Origin of the sequence: Pseudomonas sp. C11 (assembly GCF_034683865.1) — a bacterium.
GTDB lineage: Bacteria > Pseudomonadota > Gammaproteobacteria > Pseudomonadales > Pseudomonadaceae > Aquipseudomonas.
Genome location: NZ_JAWIIP010000014.1, coordinates 120,519 through 139,697 on the forward strand (window position 1 = coordinate 120,519; position 19,179 = coordinate 139,697).

Sequence of the window (19,179 nt, forward strand, 5' to 3'; positions counted from 1 at the left end):
TGACACATTCTGTTGGGGGCAATTGCATGCGCCTGTCGGGATGGTGGCGTTCTGCTGCATGTTTGCAAGGGCGCGCCATTATTACGCCGCTACCTGATGGCTGGGGAGGGGGTGGCTGGATTTTTATTGGTTATTCGCGGCCGAGCGGCTGTTTCCTTCGTTGCACCAAGACGGGGAGGCTTGTGGTCGGCGAATATCCGATTAGGCCGGTGCGGCTTTTTTAACCTTATGATTTTATTTGACTTATTTATTTGTAATTGGATGTTTCCAATTGGCAAGGGGATTGCTATGCCTGATGGGAAATAAAAATTCCTGCCAGGATATATTCCGGCAGGGTCTCGTATGCCGATGCCACGCGATAAGCCGCGCAGCACGGCTCCCTGATTGGAGGCTGTAGTCGATGATCCGTAGTCGTATTGCGTTGGGGTTTATTCCATTGCTGGGCAGTGCTGCCGCGCAGGCGGCCGAGACGCCCGTGGTCAACAGTGGCGATACGGCGTTCGTGGCGCTCTGCTCGCTGGTGGTGTTGCTGATGACTCTGCCTGGCCTGGCGCTGTTCTATGGCGGCATGGCGCGTGGCAAGAACGTACTGTCGATCCTCATGCAGGTGTTCTGCACCGCATCACTGATGTCGGTGCTCTTCGCCATCTACGGCTACAGCCTGTGCTTTACCGACGGGGGCTCCTGGCAGTCGCTGATCGGCGGGCTGGACAAGCTGTTCCTCAAGGGGGTCGGCACCGACTCCGTGGTCGGCACCATTCCCGAATACCTGTACTTCCTGTTCATGCTGCTGTTCGCCGCGATCACCCCGGCGATCATCGTCGGCGCCTTTGCCGAGCGCATGAAATTCTCGGCGGTGATGCTCTTCATGGCGCTCTGGCTGACACTCAACTACATCCCCATGGCGCACATGGCCTGGGGCGGCGGCTGGGTGTTCAACCTCGGCGTGCAGGATTTCGCCGGTGGTAACGTGGTGCACCTGAACGTGGGCATCGCCTCGCTGGTCGGCGCCTGGCTGATTGGCCGGCGGCGCGATTACGGCACGTCGGCGCTGGCCCCGCACAACATGACTATGACCTTCATCGGCGGCGGCCTGCTGTGGGTCGGCTGGCTCGGCTTCTGTGGCGGTTGCGCCCTGGCGGCCAATGGTTTCGCCATGCTGGTGATGGTCAACACCATGCTCGCCAGTTGCGCCGGGGCACTGGCCTGGATGCTGGTCGAGGGTGTGCACCGCGGCAAACCGAGCCTGTTCGGCGCGGTATCCGGCGCCATCGCCGGGCTGGTGGCAATCACCCCAGCCTGCGGTTACGTCGGCCCCATGGGCGCCATCGTCCTGGGCCTGATCGCCGCGCCGGTGTGCGTCTGGGCGGTGGAGAAGCTCAAGCCCGCCATGGGCCTGGACGATGCCTTCGACGTGTTCTGCGTGCATGGCGTTGCCGGTATCCTCGGCGGTCTGCTGACCCCGGTGTTCGCCCTGAGCGAGTTGGGCGGGCAGGGCTTCACCGGCGAGCGTGGCCTGCTCGATCAATTGCAGGTCAATGCCGGCGCACTGCTGTTCAGCATCCTCTTCTCGGCACTGACCAGTTGGGTGGCGTTCAAGATCGCGGCGCTGTTCTGCGGTGGGCTGCGCGTGGATGAAGAGCAGGAGATCGACGGCCTGGATCTCGCCGCGCATGGCGAGGTGGGCTACAAGTACTCCAACTGACGAAACAGGTCATTCGCGGAGTCTCGTGGGGAAATCGATCCTGATGGTAGGCCGGCGACGGACTGGCGGACTGGTCGCTGACGCTACGAGCGGCCGGCGTCCCGGTCCGCCCTACGGCCGCCTCATGTGGGAGGGGCTTTAGCCGCGATTGTCGCCGCTGAAGCGCCTCCCACAATGACTTAGCGGGCGCACTCGGCTTGCAACTCCTTCCTCGATGATCAGTCGGGAACCATAGCCTCACTGAAGGGCTTTGCTTGAGATACAAGGGCAGGCCTAGGCGAACAGTCCGCCAGTCCATTTCCATCCCATCACCACCACTTCTTCACCCCTCAAACCCTCTGTTCAAAAATCCCCCTCATGCGCCGCAGTGGCGCGCTTTGCCCCGCGCTTGTGCAGCCTTTTCCGGCTTGCGGGATGGTTGCAGGGGCCGGCGCCCACGCTGGCGCGGGATGACGGAAATGGCACAGTCCGTGCTTTCTTCATGAGAACAAAAAGTTCTCTAAGGGAATTTTCTCTGGAGACAAATCGACCATCGCCTTGCTCTCACCCGGGAGGGTTTCCGATGACCGCATCCAGTACCGAACCCCTGTTCAGTACCCCACGTTATGCCACCGAGGCGTCCCGGCAACCGGCCAGTCGCCGCATCGTGGTCGCCCAGCAGGCCAGTGCCGCTGCCTCGCTGCTCGATGATCCGGCGCCGACTCTGCTGCTGTGCCTGGGCGAGACGCTGCCGGGCAGTGCCGAGCAGGAGAGCCTGCCCAGCATGGAGGCGCTGTACCTGCGTTTGCAGATGCTGCTGGAGCAGGCCGAGGCGGGCACCCGGCTGTACGTCTGTGGCGATGAAAGCTTTCTCTGGCATGTGTACCGCCTGGCACGCCATGCCGGCCTGCTCGGCGATGAGATCGAACTGTTTAAGCAGGGCGCGCGCCGTCGCCTGTACTGCGTGCATTGCGGGCATTTCCAGGACATCGGCAGCGAAGGCGAATGCACCTGTGGCCAGTGCCGGGTGAAGCTGTTCGTGCGCGAGCATTTCTCCCAGCGCCTCGGCGCCTACATGGGCGTCTGCATCGATCCCGACAGTCCTTATGCGGCGGAGGTGCCGGTATGAGCGCGATAATCGAGGTGCAGGTCACCGACGTGCGCCAGCTGACGCCAGTGGTGCGCGAGTTCAGTTTCGCCGCGCTCGACGGCGCGCTGCCGGGTTTTTCCTGCGGCAGCCACGTGCAGGTGGTGTTGCCTATCGAAGGGCGCACGCTGCGCAACGCCTATTCGCTGCTGGGCGATCCGCGCGAAACCGGCGTGTACCGCATCGCCGTGCGCCTGCAGGAGGCCTCGCGTGGCGGCTCGCGCTACCTGCACGAGCAGGTGCGCGTCGGCGACCGTTTGCAGATCGGTGTGCCGAGCAACCTGTTCGCCCTGCATTCGCAGGCCCGCCATCACATTCTGGTAGCCGGGGGCATCGGCATCACGCCGTTCATGGCCTACCTGGCTGAGTTGCAGGCCAGTGATGCTTCTTTCGAGCTGCATTACGCCTATCGCAGTGGCCTGACCGACGCCTACGCCGACGAGTTGCGTCAGCGTCTGGGCGAGCGCTTTCACGGCTACGACGCCGCTGCCGGCCAGCGTCTGGATTGCACCAGCCTGTTTAGCGGCAAGCCGCTGGGCAGTCACCTCTATGTCTGCGGCCCGCAGCGCCTGCTCGATGAGCTCAAGGTGCTGGCTGCCGCCCACGGCTGGTCGGCCGGGCGCCTGCACTGGGAAGCCTTTGCTGCGCCCGAGCCGGGTCAGCCGTTCACCGTCGAGCTGGCGCGCAGTGGCCAGCGCCTGCAGGTGCCGGGCGACCACAGCCTGCTCGAAGCGCTGGAGGCCGCCGGTGTCGAGGTGCCCAACCTGTGCCGGGGCGGGGTGTGCGGGCAATGCACCACACGCTACCTGAGCGGCGAAGTGGAGCACCGCGATCACTACCTGGATGAGCAACAGCGCGGCGCCGCGCTGATGCCCTGTGTTTCCCGCGGCGGCTGCTCCGGCACGCTGCTGCTCGATCTTTGAGGAATCCGCCATGCCCGTCGTGATGAAACCGCTGGAAACCTACCGGGACGATTTCACCTTCAGCAACAGCCCGCAGGCCATCGCCCGCTTTCCCTTCCCGTTTCCCGAGGACAGCTACATGTACTCGGTCAACATCGAGCCGGCCACGCCGCGCGAGCCAGGCTCGGTGTTCGAGCACTGGTTCGATATCGACGAGCACTATGTCTCGGAGATGGCCGAGCGTGCCTGCGTGCTGGAGAAGGATCCGCAGCGCTGCCTGGTGATGCCGCATATGGCCCAGGCCGCCTGGGACACCCTGGAAATGCTGATGGAGCATTTGAGCACCGACTATCCCGAGCACTTCGAACTGCAGCGCGAGGGCGACCAGTGGTTGTGGATCAACCGCCCGCTGGGCATCGAGCAGCGCTTCACCTTCGGCGATGCCAGCACGCTGCCGTTCGAGCCGCTGGAGTACATCACGCGCCAGGCGCAGGGCGACTTCGCCGTGCTCGATCAGCGCGACGGCGACCTGTTCATGGACGCCGGCATGGTCACCTGTCCGGCGGACTGGTCGATCAAGTTCGACGCCGGCATGAGCTTCAAGCAGTGGCATGCGCCGGTGCCGGGCGTGGCGCACCAGCTCGGCGTGTTCGACCGTGCGTTGAAGTACCTGCTGAACATCCAGGTCGGCCATCCGGTGCGCCGCCTGAACTGGACCATGACCATCAACCCGCGCATGGATACCTCCTCGGAGACTTTCCACGAATGGGGCCATGAGCGCGGCCTGGTGACGCCGGAGAACGTCGCGCGCCTGGTGCATCTGCGCGTCGAGCTGCAGTTCATGCCGCGCTTGCCGCGCAGCAATGCGCTGCTGTTCGGCATCCGCACCTACCTGATCAGCCTCGAGGAACTGGCCACCAATCCTGCCTGGGCCTGCCGACTGCACCGCGTGCTGCGCGACCTGCCGGACGAGATCGCCGACTACAAGGGCCTGACCCGCTACCGCCAGACCGTGGTGGATTGGCTGCGCCAGTTCGATCCGCAGGCCGAAGCTGCCTGATTACCGCTGAGCCTTTTCCCGCTGAGCCGGGGAGGGTGACCGAATTCATCGCCTGCGTGCGCAGGTCAATAACAGGAGAAACTGACATGGCCAATTCCTGGCGTATTTCCGCCCTTGCCGAGCGTCACCGCGCACTGGGTTCCAAGCTCGAAGACTGGAGCGGCATGGGCACCTCCTGGACCTATGCCAGCGACCTGGCCGACGAGCACGAGGCAATCCGCACCCGCGCCGGGCTGATGGATGTGTCCGGGCTGAAGAAGGTGCACTACGTCGGCCCGCATGCCGAAAGCCTGCTGGAGTACGCCACCAGCCGCGACATCTCCAAGGTTTATCCGGGCAAGAGCGTCTACGCCACCATGCTCAACGAGGCCGGCAAGTTCGTCGACGACTGCGTGATCTACCGCACCGGCCCCAACGCCTTCATGGTGGTACACGGTTCCGGCAACGGCCACGAGATGCTGGTGCGCTCGGCTCTGGGCCGCCAGGTGGCGGTGCTGTTCGACGACGACCTGCACGACCTGTCGCTGCAAGGCCCGCTGGCGGTGGACTTTCTCGCCGAGCATGTGCCGGGCATTCGTGAACTGCCGTACTTCCATCATATGCAGACCAAGCTGTTCGACCGCCCGGTGATGATTTCGCGCACCGGCTACACCGGCGAGCGTGGCTACGAAATCTTCTGCAAGGCTGCCGACGCACCGGCGATCTGGGACGGCATCCTAGAGAAGGGCAAGGGCCTGGGCATCATCCCCTGCGCTTTTACCGCACTGGACTGGTTGCGGGTGGAGAGCTACCTGCTGTTCTTCCCCTACGACAACTCCGAGATGTACCCCTTCGCCGACCAGCCGGCTGGCGACACCCTTTGGGAGCTGGGCCTGGACTTCACCGTCTCGCCGACTAAGGGCGATTTCCGTGGCGCCACCGAGCATCGCCGTCTGCAGGGCAAGGAGCGTTTCAAGATCTTTGGTGTGCTGCTCGACGGCGACAAGGCCGCCGAGGCCGGCGATACCCTGTGGGCTGACGGCAAGCAGGTGGGCGTGATCACCTGCGCCATGTATTCGCGGCTGTCCGGCAAGTCCATGGCCATCGCGCGCATGGAGGTGCCTTATGCCGAGCAGGGCGCGGCGCTGGAGGTCAAAGGCAGCCTGGCGGTGAAGGCCATCGCCCATACCCTGCCGTTCGATGATCCGGAGAAGAAGAAACGTACCGCCAAGGGCTGAGTGTCATATCCCGCGACCGGGAGTCGTCGCGGGCAAGGAGTTCCTGGGGCAAGGGAACAGGGCCATAAGGATGTGGCCCGATTTAGGAGGGCGTCATGGCCTGGTTGAACGGTTGGGGTTTTCTGCTGCTGGCCGGCATCTGCGAGGTGTTCTATGCCTCGATCATTCCGCGTACCGATGGTTTCACCCGGCTTTGGCCGAGCCTGTACTGCGGTTTCTTTCTTCTGCTGAGCATCTACCTGCTGAGCCTGTCGGTGCGCGTGCTGCCGCTCGGCCTGGCGTACGCCGTATGGGTCGGCATCGGCACTCTCGGCACGGTGGCCTACGGCGCGCTGTTTCTCGGCGAAAGCCTGAACCTGCTGCGCAGCCTGTGCCTGGTGATGATCGTCGCCGGCATCGTCGGCCTGAAACTGGCCAGCCACGAGACGGCTTAGGGGGACGAATATGCGTGTACAGATACTGCAACACGTGCCCTTCGAGGATGTCGGCAGCATGGCCGACTGGTTCCAGGCGCGGGGCGCCGACTTGCACTACACCCGCTTTTTCGAGGCGGATGCGCACTTGCCGGAGGTCGATGGCTGCGACCTGATCGTCGCCATGGGCGGGCCGATGAGCGTCAACGACGAGGCCGAGCTGCCCTGGTTGATCGAGGAGAAGGCCTTTCTGCGCCAGGCCATCGAGGCCGGCGTGCCGGTACTCGGCATCTGCCTGGGCGCGCAGTTGATCGCCAGTGCATTGGGGGCTCGCGTGCAGCCCAATTCGGTGGCGGAGATCGGTTGGTTTCCGGTGTGGCGCGCCGAATCGCTCGACGAGGATAATTTCGTCTTCCCCGACCGTGTCGAGCTGCTGCATTGGCATGGCGAAACCTTCGCCCTGCCCGAGGGCGCCAGGCTGCTGGCTTCCAGCGAGGCGTGCCGGCATCAGGCGTTCCAGGTCGGGCGACGGGTGATTGGCCTGCAATGCCACCCGGAGATGACGCCCGCCATCGTCGCCGACCTGCTGGACGAATGCGCTGGTGAACTCAGGCCTGGGCCTTGGGTACAGACACCCGAACAACTGGCGGCAGAACCGCGTCGCTATCTACCGGGCAACGTGCTGATGGCGCGGCTGCTCGACTACCTGTTGGGTTGAACGCCGCGCGGCCCCATGAGCCGCGCAGCAGCGGTCAGAGGCGGAAGTGCGCGATATTCCCGCGCAGTGCCTCACTGGTGCGTGCCAGGCTCTCGCTCTCCTGCTGCGCATGCTGGAAGGCGTCGGCGGATTGCTCCGTACTGTCGCGTACCGAGACGATGCCACGGCTGATCTCTTCGGCCACTGCGCTCTGCTGCTCGGCCGCCGTGGCGATCTGCTGGTTCATGCCGTTGATGCGTTCGATCATGGTGACGATCCGCGCCACGGCTTCGCCCGCTTCCGATACACCGGAAACCGACTGCGAGCTGGAACTCTGACAGCGCTCCATGTAACGCGCGGTTTCGTCGGCGATCTTCTGCAGGCTGGCGATCAGCCCTTCGATCTCGGTGGTGGCCTCCTGGGTGCGACGTGCCAGGCTGCGTACTTCGTCGGCGACCACGGCAAAGCCACGCCCGGCCTCACCAGCACGGGCCGCTTCGATGGCGGCGTTGAGCGCCAGCAGGTTGGTCTGGTCGGCTACCGACTTGATTACATCGAGCACACTGCCGATGTTGCTGCTTTCGGTTTTCAGGCGGCCCATGGCTTCGCTGGAGTTGTCGATCACCTTGGCTAGTTCGCTGATCAGGCTCACGGCATGGCCGGCTTTCTGCTGGCTTTGCGCTGCAGCCTGGTCGGCCTCGCTGGCGGCCTGCGCAGCGGATTCGGCGTTGCGTGCCACGTCCTGCACGGTGGCCGCCATTTCGTGCACGGCAGTGACGATCTGTTCCACTTCGCGCTGCGCCTGAGCCACGCTCTCGGCGTTGCGCAGGCTCGATTCGCTCAGTTCCTGGCTGGAGTGGGCGACGGTACGTGACGAGGCGTCGATGCCCTGGGTGACCTGGCGCAGGTTCTGCTGCATGCGCTGCAGTGCGGCGAGCACGCTGTTCTCAGCGGTGTTCACGGCGGATTCCATCGCGCGCAAATCACCTTCTGCGACACGCTGGGCGATGCGGTTGAGGTCGCCTGGTTCTGCGCCCAAGGCGCGCAGCAGGTTACGGCTGATCAGATGGCCGAGCAGTGCGGCGAGCATGAAGCTGATGACAGTGATGAGAATGAGGACGTTGCGTTGTTTCAGATAGTGCGCTTCGTTATCGATCACGCGTTGATCAGCCACCTCAGTGGTGTGCTTGAGGTATTGATCGATGGTGCTGGTCAATTCCTCGAGCAACGGTGTGCACTGTTCCTTGACCATGCGTTTGGCTTCGGTGTCCTCGCCCTTGAACAGATGCTCGCCGATGGTGTGAGCGACCTGGCTGTAGCGTGTCTCTAGCTGCTCTATGCGCGAGAACAACTCTCGCCCTGTTTTGGACACGTCCTTGTGTGTAGTGATCGCCTGACGCAAGGCAGTGAGTTTGTCAGCGACCTCCTTTTCATGTTGAGCAATGAAGGCCCGCTTGGATGCGCGCTCCGCCGGCTCGCTGTTAAGGGCCAGGTTGCGCAGTTCGATCGCCCTGTCGCTGACGGCGTTACTAAGCTCGTTGGCTAGCCGTGCACGGGTTTCTATGCCCTTGATGTAGTTAGAAAAATCCTTATCGGCTGCTGAAAGGTTGTAGAGCGACACCCCTGCCACCATGAGCAGCAGTGCGAGAAGGCTGGCATAGCTGGAATACAGCAGTGTACGGATGGAAAAGCGGGCGGTCTGTGACTGCATAGGGCACCTGGTATCAACATCAAACGTATGGGCTTATTGTTCTGATGCACGCAAGAACAACGGCCTAAGCCTATTCTTTGCATCCTGCGTCCATCCGCATGCCCTTGGAGGGGCCGTCGTCTGAAGTGATGCTCCTGAGCTGATTCACCATGTGGTCAGCTCCGTTGGTATGGCCCTGATCGCCGCGGCTGCGGTCAAGTTACTCGGTACGGCAGCTCGTAGGCATATAGGGCGCACGTGCTTGAAGGTATTGCTCACGTCTTCCCCGCAGAACAATTCCTAGGCGAACGTACACCCTGACATCGAGCTTAGGTTATTTATCGTGCAGTCGCCTCGCTACTTTAGTGCGGCAAGGTGATATCGGTTTCGAAATGTTTATGTGTGCTTATGCCGGAGGATGACGTAGGCAAGGAGTTGCTGAATTTCAGCAAGTCAGGCCTGGGCGGCCTGCAGGGGGGGAGAGCCGGCGGCGAGCGCCGCCGGCGGTGGTTTCACTTGAGCTTGGGCAGTTTTTCGTCCGGCAGGGCGTAGCTGTGTTTCTCGTGGATCATGGTGGCGATCAGCGCATAGAGGCTGACGCCTGCTACCAGCAGGCTGATGAAGACCAGGATTGCCGGCTTGTCGGCGAAGGTGAATACGGCGCTGGCGCCTTCGTAGGTGGTGATGCTCATGCTGTGTTCCTCGCAATGGAGCTGGCCGCGTGTGCGGCCAGGCTGCAAAAGGTAAGTCAGGCGGATTTCGCTGCGGTGGTCGCCAGCGGTGCCGGCTCACCGCCGCCGACGCTGGTGCTCGAGCCGTACATCGACGTCCATTCCGGGTAGGCCTGGGCCGGTACTTCGGTCAGATCCAGGCCGCGCTCTTCGGCGTGGGCCGGTACGCGCAGCAGGTCGGCTTTCTTCAGGGCGTAGGAGATCAGGTAGCCCGGGATGAAGCCCAAGGCTGCCATGACCACGGCGCCGCCCAGTTGGCCGAAGAAGCTGATTTCCGGCATGCCGTTCACGTTCGGATAACCGGCCAGGAAGATGCCGCTGATGACGATGCCGGCGAAGCCACCGAAACCATGCACGGCGAAGGCGCCGACGGCATCGTCGAGGCGGAATTTGAGCAGCAGGTTGTTGACCAGCGGTGCAGTGGCCGAGACGGCCATGCCGATCAGGTAGGCCAGGCCGGGGTGATAGAGATCCAGACCCGGTGCCACCGAGATGATCCCGACCAGGCCGCCGGACATCATCCAGAACGGTTCGCGGGTGGTCAGGTAGGCACCGATCAGGCCGCCAGCGAAGCCCATCAGGGTGTTGAAGGCGAAGGCCGAGAGGTTGGTGGGGGCACCGTAAATGTTGATCCACTGCGCGCCCGAGTTGTAGATGATGCAGCCGCCGAGGAAGCCGAAGAAGCCGACGATGATCAGCATCAGGCCGACCACGCTCATCGGCATGCTGTGGCCGACGATGGCGTTGGCGCTGCCGTCGGCATTGAAGCGGCCGATACGCGCGCCGAGGTTGATGACCACCGCCAGGGTGAAGAAGCCTGCGATCATGTGCACGCAGCCGGCCGCGCCGACGTCATGGAAGCCCCACTTGACGGTGAGCCAGCCTTCCGGGTGCCAGCCCCAGGATGCCGCTACCAGCCAGAGGAAGCCGCCGAGGAAGATGGTCATGATGATGAAGGCGCTCATCCGCGTGCGTTCGATCAGCGCACCGGAGAGGATCGAGCCGGTGGTGGCAGCGAACATGGCGAAGGCGGCCCAGAAGATGCCGGTGGCGTTATCGCTGATGTTCGGCCCCATGGATTGGCTCCACGGCATGCCGGCCATGATGGCGTCCATGCGCGGCACGATGCCGTCCGGGAAGCCGTTGTAGACCGCCCAGCCGAGCAGGAACACGCTGGGTACGATGAAGCCGAAGGCGAGGATGTTCTTCACCCCGGCGGCCAGCGCGTTCTTCAGTCGCGAAGCGCCGATCTCGTATGACAGGAAGCCCACATGAATGCAGATCATCAGGGCGATACACCACCAGTAGAATATTTCCATATTCAGGGTGTTGGTCATCTCTATCAGAGCCTGTAGCTCCTCCAGAGTGGGTGTCTTCTGCTCTTCCATCTATCAATCCTCGATGCTGTTCTTGGAATGTCTGTCGGTCATGGCAGTGGAGTTGAAGGTCTGCGCCGCTTGGGCCCTGGATTTATCTGTAGTTATAAAAAGTTCGCAATATGAATAGGCAATCCCTATGCCAGAAGTGGCTTTCTCGGCGCATGCCAGGGGCTGCGGCTGCGCGGAAAGCATTGGTTAAAAAATGCCCCGTTTGTGTTCATCGAGCCGCTATCACGCCTGAAAATGGGTCGTAGTTCAGGTGTTCTTCTGCAACATGCCCTGGATCTGCTGCACCGACTCCTGGGTGCGCCTGGCCAGGTTGCGTACCTCGTCGGCGACCACGGCAAAACCACGGCCTTGCTCGCCGGCGCGCGCCGCTTCGATGGCTGCGTTGAGGGCCAGCAGGTTGGTCTGCTCGGCGATGCCCTTGATCACTCCGGCGACCTGGGCGATCTGCCCGTAGGTGGCCTGGATGCTCGCCTGCTCACGCTCCTGCAGGCTGGCGGCGGCCTTTTCGTCGCTGATCTCGCGTACCGCACCGGTGACGTAGAGCAGCTTGCCCTGGGCATCGCGCAGGCAGCGGCCGCGTTCGCGGTACCAGACCTCACCGCGAGTCTTGTGGCGCATGCGGTACTCCACGGCGTAGAAACCGTCGCCGCTCTTGTCCACCATCGAGGCGTTGAAGGCCTGCATCACGGCTTTGAGATCGTCCGCGTTGACCACCTGGAAGTAGCTGTCCCAGCCGTCGGGAAACTCGGCCTGGCTGTAGCCGATCAGTTCGCGGAACTGCTCGGACCAGCGGATCAGGTTCTGGGGGTGATCGGGGTCGCCATTCACCACGTTCATCGCCCAACTGCCCTCGGTCAGGGTGCGCTTGGTCAGCTCCCAGACCTGGCGCTCTTCCTCCCAGTGCGCGCGCTCGGCGGCGACATCCTGGTTCTGCGCCTGGCTGGCGCGCAGCTCATCTTCGAGCAGGGCGCATTGCTGCTCGGCCTGCGCCAGGCGCTGTTGTAGGGCCGCATACTCGGCTGCGCTGCAGGGCGGGGGCGGCAGTTGTTCGCTGTGCTGGCGAATGCGCTGCAGCTCCTCCCAGTCGCGCTGCAGACGCTGCAGGCTGCCGAGCAACTGCGGCTGTTGCTGCAGCAGCGGGCGCTCGCTGGCGGGTGGGCGGTGGCTGAGCAGGTGTTCGAGCCACTGGTTGAGTTCGCTGGCCAGGTTTCGAGTCGTATTGCTGAACCACATCGGCCGATCCTCCTTGGACATTTTCGAAAGCACGCAGTGCTTGCCTAGCAATTAGCTGTCCAAGATCGCCCATCACCCTCGATCTCACGTCCGTACCCGGCTCTTGTCCGGGTCATAGGCCACGGTGCCGGCGGCGACCGTGGCACCGATGCGTTTCTGCTGGCCGTCGAGCTTGCCGATTTCCACGCGGGTGCCGGGCGTGCAATAGTCGACCGCCAAACGGCACAGGGCGATGTTCTTGCCCAGCACGGGGGAGCGCGTGGCACTGGTGATCACCCCAACCTGGGCACGGCCGACATGCACGCAATCGCCATGGGCGGCCGGCTCGTTGCCATCCAACTCCAGCCCAACCAGTTGCTGCATCGGGTGCTCCTTGCGCCGCAGCAGGGCGTCACGACCGATGAAATCGTCCTGCTTGCCCTTCAGCGGCACACAGAAACCGATACCGGCCTCGAACGGATCGGTCTGGTCGCTGAACTCGTAGCCGGCGAAGATCAGCCCGGCCTCGATGCGCAACATGTCCAGCGCATGCAGGCCGAGCGGTGCCAGGCCCAGCGGTTCGCCCAGTTGCCAGAGGCGCTGCCAGACCTTCATTGCATCGCTTGGGTGGCACCAGATCTCATAGCCCAGCTCGCCGGTGTAACCGGTGCGCGAGACCATCAACGGCGCGCCGTCGTAGTCATCCAGGCGGCCGATAAGGAAACGGAACCAGCCCAGTTCCTCCAGCTTCGGCTGCGTGCCGGGCGTCCAGATCATCTGCTTGAGCAATTCGCGGCTCAGTGGACCCTGCACGGCAATATTGTGGATCTGCTCGGAGGCGGATTTGATCCACACCTTCATGCCCAGTTTTTCGGCCTGCTGGCGCAGCCAGTCACCACCGAAATCCTCGCCGCCGATCCAGCGGAAGGCATCCGGCCCCAGGCGCAGCAAGGTGCCGTCGTCGAGCATGCCGCCGTGCTCATAACACATGGCGCTATAGACCACCTGGCCAATGCTGAGCTTGCGCACGTCGCGGGTCAGGCAGTGGTTGAGCAGGGCTTCGGCGTCGGGGCCGAGCACCTCGAACTTGCGCAGGGCGGACAGATCCATCACCGCCACCCGCTCGCGGCAGGCGTGGTATTCGGCCAGCGTGCCGTAACCGTCAAACTGGGTGGGCGTCCACCAGCCGCGATAATCGACGAACTGGCGAGTGAGGGCGGAAGTGCCCGGGTGGAAGCCGCTTTCGCGGGTTAGCACCGGGTCGGCGTCGGGCGTCTTGCGGTTGGCCATGGCGATACTGAAGCGCTCCTTGTCGGCATACACGCGGATATGGATGTCGGTCGGCTGCCAGCCGTTGGCCGGGTCGATGTCGTCCGGGCAGGAACTGCTGGCGCACACCAGCTCGCGCTGGGCGCGCAGCAGCACGTAGTCGCCGGGGCGCGACCAGGGTTCATCCAGCGTCAGTTGCTGGTGGGCATCGACGCCGGTGTTGAAGAAGAAGTTGATCGCCGGCCAGCCGCGACGGCCCTGCACGCCATGGGCGGCGAGGGCTCGGCTGAGGTTGTCGCTGCAGTTGGCGTGGCCGAAGTAGCCCTGCGCTTCGTAGTAGCGCGCGGTGCAGGCCAGGGCGAAGGTGTCGTGGCGACCGACGGTATCGCGCACCACTTCCAGCATCGGTTGCAGGTCGCGGTCGAAGAAGCGGCTGAACAGACCAGGGCCGGGGTAGGCGTTGCCGTTGAGGGTGCGGGTAACGGTGGGGTCGAGGTCGATCTCGCGGCCGGTATCGAGGCCACGCCGGTCGAAGGCAACGAAGTCCGAGCACTGCCGGCCGGCGACGTCGATCACCTGGATGTACTGACCGGCTGCGACCACATAGTCGCGCGCCGTGCCGGGGGCGATGGTGAATTCGTCGACCACCTCGCCGAGCGGCGTTGGCAGGGTGGGAATCAGCAGGCTCGACGGGTTGGCGCGCTGGATGATCAGGCGCAGCTCGCTGGCGCGCTGCTGGCTGTCCACCGTTGTCTGTCCGCCGGGGGCGGCAACGACTACCAGCAAGGCGGCGTTGGCCTGCAGCTTCAGCCGATGGCCGGCGGGCGTGCCGTCTGGCCATAAGCGTGCGGCAGTGGGCAGGTGGCGGCAATCGATGTGGCGTTTACGCAGACCGCTGACGACGTGCTGTGATTCGCGACTGCTATCGCTGAGCAGACGGCCAATGAAGTCGGCGCCGGGGCTGGACAGCAGGCCGAGGGCGGCGAGCGCCTCGCGGCCCGTTTCGTCGAATGCCAACAGCTCGGCGCCCTGGTCGCCTTCGATGTCGATCACCTCGATGCGGTCGCCCGGCTCCAGGGCAATCACCGTCAGGCCGCCGGGGGCGACGCGGTGGCGTTCCACGCCGGGTGTACGAGCGAACAGCGCCGGCTCGTGAGGCCGGGAAATCACGGGCATCTGCATGCAAGGCACCTGGGTTGTTTTTTGGGGTGTGGGGCTGGTGATTGCTCTGTGGAGCCCGACTCTTACGGATCGAGGCGTCAGTGGTGGGCTGAAGCCCACCCTACGGCGCGTCTCGGACGTGTGCCATGCGCACCAGAGCTTGGGCGGGGATTCAGCCCACGGCCTTGATGGCCGCTTGCGGCGCATCGGCCAGGTAGGCGGCGAGCGAGTCGTCCAGCGCCTCCAGCCAGGGCGTGTGGTGCGGTGTGGCCAGGGTGCCGGTCATCAGCGAACGGTGGCACTTGTTGCGGTAGCCCATGATGTCGTCGTACTTGTCGTGCTTCCAGTCGAGGAAGGTCTGGTTCACCGCGGCGATGTCGAAGCTCGGGTAGTCGGTGGCGTCGATCAGGGTCTGGATGTACTTGCCCTGGAACTCGAACATTTCCTGAGCGTTCTTCAGGGTCAGTTCTTCCTCGCGCCAGGCCAGGTCTTCGGCGTGCATGGCGGTCTGCTCGGGCAGGGCGATGCGCCCGAGGATCACGTCGCGGGCATACCAGGCCTGGGCGTCGAACATGTTGAAGCTGTACCACTGATCCTGCATGCCGAGGTAGATCAGCTTGGGGTTGCTCTCCCAGAGCACGCCCTTGTACAGGTTCAACGGCCACAGGCGGTTGTCGGTCTTGAGGCGCAGGTTCTCGGCCAGGAAGGGGAAGTGGTGCTTGTAGCCGGTGCACAGGACGATGGCATCGATGTGCTTGCTGGTGCCGTCGGCGAAGAACGCGGTGCTGCCTTTGACGTGGCTCAGCAGCGGTTTCTCCTCCCAGTTCTCCGGCCACTTGTAGCCCATCGGCGCGCTGCGGTAGCAACTGGTGATCGAGCGCGCGCCGTACTTGTAGCACTGCGAGCCGATGTCCTCGGCCGAGTAGCTGGAGCCGACGATGAGCACGTCCTTGCCCTTGAATTCCAGCGCATCGCGGAAGTCATGGGCGTGCAGCACGCGCCCGGCGAAACTCTCGAAACCCTCGAAGTAGGGCACGTTGGGGGTGGAGAAGTGGCCGCTGGCGACCACCACGTAGTCGAAGCGCTCGGTACGGGTGAGATCGTGGTCGTAGCTGTGCACGGTGACGTCGAACTGGCCACTGGCTTCATCGAAGACCACCCCGCGTACGGCGGTGTTGAACTGGATGTACTTGCGCACGCCGGCCTTTTCGACGCGGCCCTTGATGTAGTCCCACAGCACTTCACGCGGCGGGTAGGAGCCCATCGGCCGGCCGAAGTGCTCGTCGAAGGTGTAGTCGGCGAACTCCAGGCATTCCTTCGGCCCGTTCGACCACAGGTAGCGGTACATGCTGCCGTGCACCGGCTCGCCGTGCTCGTCGAGGCCGGTGCGCCAGGTGTAGTTCCACATGCCGCCCCAGTCGCTCTGCTTTTCGAAGCAGACCAGCTCGGGGATTTCCGCGCCTTTGGCAGCGGCGGATTGGAAGGCTCGGAGCTGGGCCAGGCCGCAGGGGCCGGCGCCGATGATGGCGATGCGAGTGGTCATGGAAGCTCTCCTGTACGGATCGTTCTAGTGATTTTCAGGAATTTAAATTTCCTTGTGAGAATTACCTTACGGGCTTCACGCCCCGCCGCAATTCGCTCGTTGGGGATACCTCCTTGGAGGTAGTCGGCAGCCTTGTGCTGCCCTGATCGGAGGCGCGGCGGCGTCGGATTGGTGCAGGCGCAGCGCGATGAATAAATTCTCTGCGGGGATTTTTCTTTCTTTTCAGTGTTATTCACCCATCGCTGGGTGGGGCATGGAACTTGCTGAAGCCTGCTGCAAATCCCGTTCGAGCGGAGGCTGGATGTTCCAGGTGCTGCTGCGTTCCCTGCTCCCCGTGCGCCCGGCCCGGCCGATAGAGACGGCATTGCCTGCCTATCGCCAGGCGCTGCTGGAACTGCCGTTACGCGCCCTGCAGCAGGGCGGCATCGAGACGCCCCTGCGCGCCTTGCTGCCATTGCTGGAGGATGCCCTGCAGGCCGCGCAGGTCAGTCTGCTGCTGCCGCAAGTGGGAGCGCCGGGCTGGTGTCTGTTGGGCGAGCCGCTGCCTTGCAGCGACGGCGCCCATGATCTGGCGGCTGTGTCGCCAGGGTCGCTGCAGCTGTGCGGTCGCTGCCTGGCGCAGGGGCGCTTTCTCGCCCTATGCGGTTTGCACGGTGAGCAGGAGCGCGTCGCTTTTTTACAGGTGGCTTTCGCCCGGCGCCCTGATGCCCGCCAGCGCGAGTGCCTGCGCCTGATTGGCCGGCAACTGGCCGAGGTGCTGCTGGCGTTCGCCGAGGCACGACGGCTACGACGCAGCGAGCTGAGTGCCGAGCGCGGCATGCTGGCGCGCGAACTGCACGATTCGGTGGCGCAGCAACTCGGCTACCTGCAGATTCGCAGTCACCGCCTGCAACAGGTGCTGGCCGATCCGCAGCAGGGCGAGCAGGCGCAGGTCATGCTCGAGGATCTGCGCGATACCCTGAGCACCCTGCAACGCCAGGTGCGCGAACTGATCAGCAGCGCGCGCCTGACCATGGATGGCCGCACCCTGCGTCAGGCTCTGGAAGCGTCTATCGCTGAATTCGCCCGCTGCAGCAGTTGCGTGTTCAGCCTGGACAATCGCCTGCCCGGCCACTGCCTGCCGGCCGAGAGCGAACTGCAGGTGCTGCAGATCGTGCGTGAGGCGCTGGCCAACGTAGTGCGCCATTCTCATGCCCGACAGGTGTGGATTCGCCTGTGGCCGAGCGCAGACGGCGGCGCGGTGGAGGTGTGCGACGACGGTGTCGGTCTGCCGCAGCACCTGCCATTGTCCGGGCATTTCGGTCTGCACATCATGCGCGAGCGTGCCGCCGCCATTGGCGCCGAGTTGCGTATCGAGGCGGCCTCGACCGGCGGTACGCGCGTGCTGTTGCGCTGGGGGGCGGCATGAGCGCGCCTTTCGACCTGCTGCTGATCGACGACCACCCCATGTTGCGCCGTGGCCTGGCCGAACTGTTCGAGAGCAGCGGCGAATTTCGCGTGGTCGGCAGCGTATCCACTGGCCGTGAGGGCATCGCCCTGGCACGTGAGCTGAACCCGGCGTTGATCCTGCTCGACCTGCACATGCCGGGGCAGGGCGGCCTGGACACCCTGGAGTGCCTCAAGCGTGACCAGCCAGAAATCAGCGTCATGGTGCTCAGCGCCTCGGCGGCACGCGAGGATGTGCTGCCGGCCTTGCGGGCAGGGGCCGATGGCTACCTGCTCAAGGACAGCGAGCCGGAAGAGCTGCTGGCGGCGGTGAGCGCCTGTGCCCATGGCCAGAGCCGGCTCGACCCGGCCCTCTCACGGCTGCTTGCCAGCAGTCTGGGTGAACGCGACAGCAGCACAGCCGCGACGCGTATCGAACTGACCGAGCGTGAGCGGCAAACCCTGACGCTGATTGCCGAAGGCTTCAGCAACAAGCTGATCGGCCGCCAGCTCGGCATCAGCGACGGTACGGTGAAGGTCTACGTCAAACATCTGCTGAGCAAGCTCAACCTGCGTTCACGGCTGGAGCTGGCGGCCTGGGCGCATCGTCATTCGGGGGAGGCGTCATGAAGGTTCTGCTGCGCTGGTTGGCGGCCCGACTACCCTGGCCGGGCGCCGACGAGTTGCCCCTGGCGCTGATTCAGCTCGATGGGGCAGGGCGTCTGTGCCGGGTCAATCGCAGCTGGCAGGGCTTCAGCGGTTACCGCGCCAGTGAGTGCCTGGGGCGTGAGCATCAGGCCTTTCTGCATCCGGAGGATCACGTCGCCTGGCAACTGGCTTTGCATGGGCTGACCCCGGCACAACCGGTATGGAGCGGGTGTCTGCGCTACACCACGAATTCCGGCGAACTGCGCTGGGCCGATGTCCGGGTGCGATATGCCGGGACGGCTTACCTGCTCACCCTGGCTGACGTGAGTGCGCAGATGCCGCAGCGTGAGCAACTGTTGGCGCGCCATCGCAGCCTGAGCAACCTGCTCGACGGCCTGCCGGCCATGGTCTATCGCTGTCGCAACAACCGCCACTGGAGCATGGAGTACGTCAGCGCCGGCTGCCTGGAGTTGACCGGCTACCCGGCCGAGCGACTGATCGACAGCCAGGAGCTGACCTACAACGGGCTGATTCACCCGCACGACCGCGAGCAGGTCTGGCGCGGCGTGCAGGAGGGCCTGCGGGCACGGCGGCCGTTCGTGCTGGAGTACCGCCTGTTGTGCGCCGATGGGCGGGAGAAGTGGGTCAGTGAGCGGGGTTGTGGGGTGTATTCGGATCTCGGGGAGGTGCTGGGGTTGGAGGGCGTGGTGATGGAGCGTGGGGTGGAGGTGGTGAGGCAGATGGTGGTTTAGTCTTGTTTTCGGGCATCGCCGCTACAGTGACGGCCCGTTTTCGCTCTCTGACATACAGCAACCAAAACTCCCGCTGCTTGTTCTGAATTGCCGCGTTTTTGCTGATGTTTTTGGTTTCGCCCTCCCTGGCGGGTGTTCTAACGCCGCTACGGTATGCTCAGATATTCCGGGTTTCGCCCCCTCGGGCGACTCACTTTTCTTTGAAATGCGCAAAGAAAAGTAAGCAAAAGAAACGCACCC

At 63.9% G+C, this 19,179-nt stretch carries 15 protein-coding genes and 1 pseudogene; 10 read left to right on the top strand and 6 right to left on the bottom strand.

Going from position 1 to position 19,179, the window contains the following annotated elements; all coding sequences use genetic code 11:
* Positions 1–400 precede the first annotated feature (400 nt).
* From VC352_RS20685 to VC352_RS20715, 7 genes are all read left to right on the top strand, one after another.
* Positions 401–1,705 carry an ammonium transporter gene (locus tag VC352_RS20685; RefSeq protein ID WP_322981390.1) on the top strand — a complete coding sequence of 435 codons (1,305 nt, stop codon included), beginning with the start codon at positions 401–403 and terminating at the stop codon, positions 1,703–1,705.
* Positions 1,706–2,267: 562 nt separating this feature from the next.
* Positions 2,268–2,813: a dimethylamine monooxygenase subunit DmmA family protein gene (locus tag VC352_RS20690; protein ID WP_322981391.1), complete on the top strand. Its 546-nt coding sequence runs from the start codon at positions 2,268–2,270 to the stop codon at positions 2,811–2,813.
* A complete protein-coding gene (locus VC352_RS20695; protein WP_322981392.1) occupies positions 2,810–3,754 on the top strand; it encodes a PDR/VanB family oxidoreductase in 945 nt (314 codons plus the stop codon). Before VC352_RS20690 ends, VC352_RS20695 begins: the two co-directional genes overlap by 4 nt.
* Before the next feature lie 10 nt (positions 3,755–3,764).
* Entirely contained in the window at positions 3,765–4,793 is a 1,029-nt protein-coding gene (locus VC352_RS20700) for a DUF3445 domain-containing protein (protein ID WP_322981393.1), read from the top strand.
* Positions 4,794–4,879: 86 nt separating this feature from the next.
* Complete coding sequence (locus tag VC352_RS20705) at positions 4,880–6,010, top strand: aminomethyltransferase family protein (protein ID WP_322981394.1); 1,131 nt, start codon at positions 4,880–4,882, stop codon at positions 6,008–6,010.
* A 95-nt stretch (positions 6,011–6,105) separates the two neighbouring features.
* Positions 6,106–6,444 (top strand): multidrug efflux SMR transporter, encoded by a 339-nt coding sequence (locus VC352_RS20710; protein ID WP_322981395.1) that lies wholly within the window; start codon positions 6,106–6,108, stop codon positions 6,442–6,444.
* Between the two features lie 10 nt (positions 6,445–6,454).
* Positions 6,455–7,141, top strand: a complete 687-nt coding sequence (locus VC352_RS20715; protein WP_322981396.1) for a type 1 glutamine amidotransferase — start codon at positions 6,455–6,457, stop codon at positions 7,139–7,141.
* 34 nt (positions 7,142–7,175) lie between these two features.
* Here the strand turns inward: VC352_RS20715 and VC352_RS20720 are convergent, their stop codons facing one another.
* From VC352_RS20720 to VC352_RS20750, 6 genes and pseudogenes are all read right to left on the bottom strand, one after another.
* Positions 7,176–8,831: a methyl-accepting chemotaxis protein gene (locus VC352_RS20720; RefSeq protein ID WP_322981397.1), complete on the bottom strand. Its 1,656-nt coding sequence runs from the start codon at positions 8,829–8,831 to the stop codon at positions 7,176–7,178.
* A gap of 491 nt (positions 8,832–9,322) precedes the next feature.
* On the bottom strand, positions 9,323–9,502 hold the full coding sequence (locus VC352_RS20725; RefSeq protein WP_037048173.1) for a hypothetical protein: 180 nt from the start codon (positions 9,500–9,502) through the stop codon (positions 9,323–9,325).
* A gap of 56 nt (positions 9,503–9,558) precedes the next feature.
* Complete coding sequence (locus VC352_RS20730) at positions 9,559–10,929, bottom strand: ammonium transporter (protein ID WP_322981398.1); 1,371 nt, start codon at positions 10,927–10,929, stop codon at positions 9,559–9,561.
* A gap of 261 nt (positions 10,930–11,190) precedes the next feature.
* Positions 11,191–12,183, bottom strand: a pseudogene (locus VC352_RS20740) (PAS domain-containing methyl-accepting chemotaxis protein); the annotation flags it as partial.
* A 63-nt stretch (positions 12,184–12,246) separates the two neighbouring features.
* On the bottom strand, positions 12,247–14,592 hold the full coding sequence (locus VC352_RS20745; RefSeq protein ID WP_322981399.1) for a DUF1989 domain-containing protein: 2,346 nt from the start codon (positions 14,590–14,592) through the stop codon (positions 12,247–12,249).
* A 151-nt stretch (positions 14,593–14,743) separates the two neighbouring features.
* Positions 14,744–16,114 carry an NAD(P)/FAD-dependent oxidoreductase gene (locus VC352_RS20750; protein WP_322981400.1) on the bottom strand — a complete coding sequence of 457 codons (1,371 nt, stop codon included), beginning with the start codon at positions 16,112–16,114 and terminating at the stop codon, positions 14,744–14,746.
* A gap of 301 nt (positions 16,115–16,415) precedes the next feature.
* On the opposite strand from VC352_RS20750, the gene VC352_RS20755 reads away from it, so the two are divergent.
* Genes VC352_RS20755 through VC352_RS20765 form a run of 3 tightly spaced genes read left to right on the top strand, consistent with a single transcriptional unit; the run spans position 16,416 to position 18,939 of the window.
* Positions 16,416–17,522, top strand: a complete 1,107-nt coding sequence (locus tag VC352_RS20755; RefSeq protein ID WP_322981401.1) for an ATP-binding protein — start codon at positions 16,416–16,418, stop codon at positions 17,520–17,522.
* Positions 17,519–18,169 carry a response regulator gene (locus VC352_RS20760; RefSeq protein ID WP_322981402.1) on the top strand — a complete coding sequence of 217 codons (651 nt, stop codon included), beginning with the start codon at positions 17,519–17,521 and terminating at the stop codon, positions 18,167–18,169. The genes VC352_RS20755 and VC352_RS20760 overlap by 4 nt, the downstream gene beginning before the upstream one ends.
* On the top strand, positions 18,166–18,939 hold the full coding sequence (locus VC352_RS20765) for a PAS domain-containing protein (protein ID WP_322981403.1): 774 nt from the start codon (positions 18,166–18,168) through the stop codon (positions 18,937–18,939). The genes VC352_RS20760 and VC352_RS20765 overlap by 4 nt, the downstream gene beginning before the upstream one ends.
* The last annotated feature ends 240 nt before the right edge of the window (positions 18,940–19,179 follow it).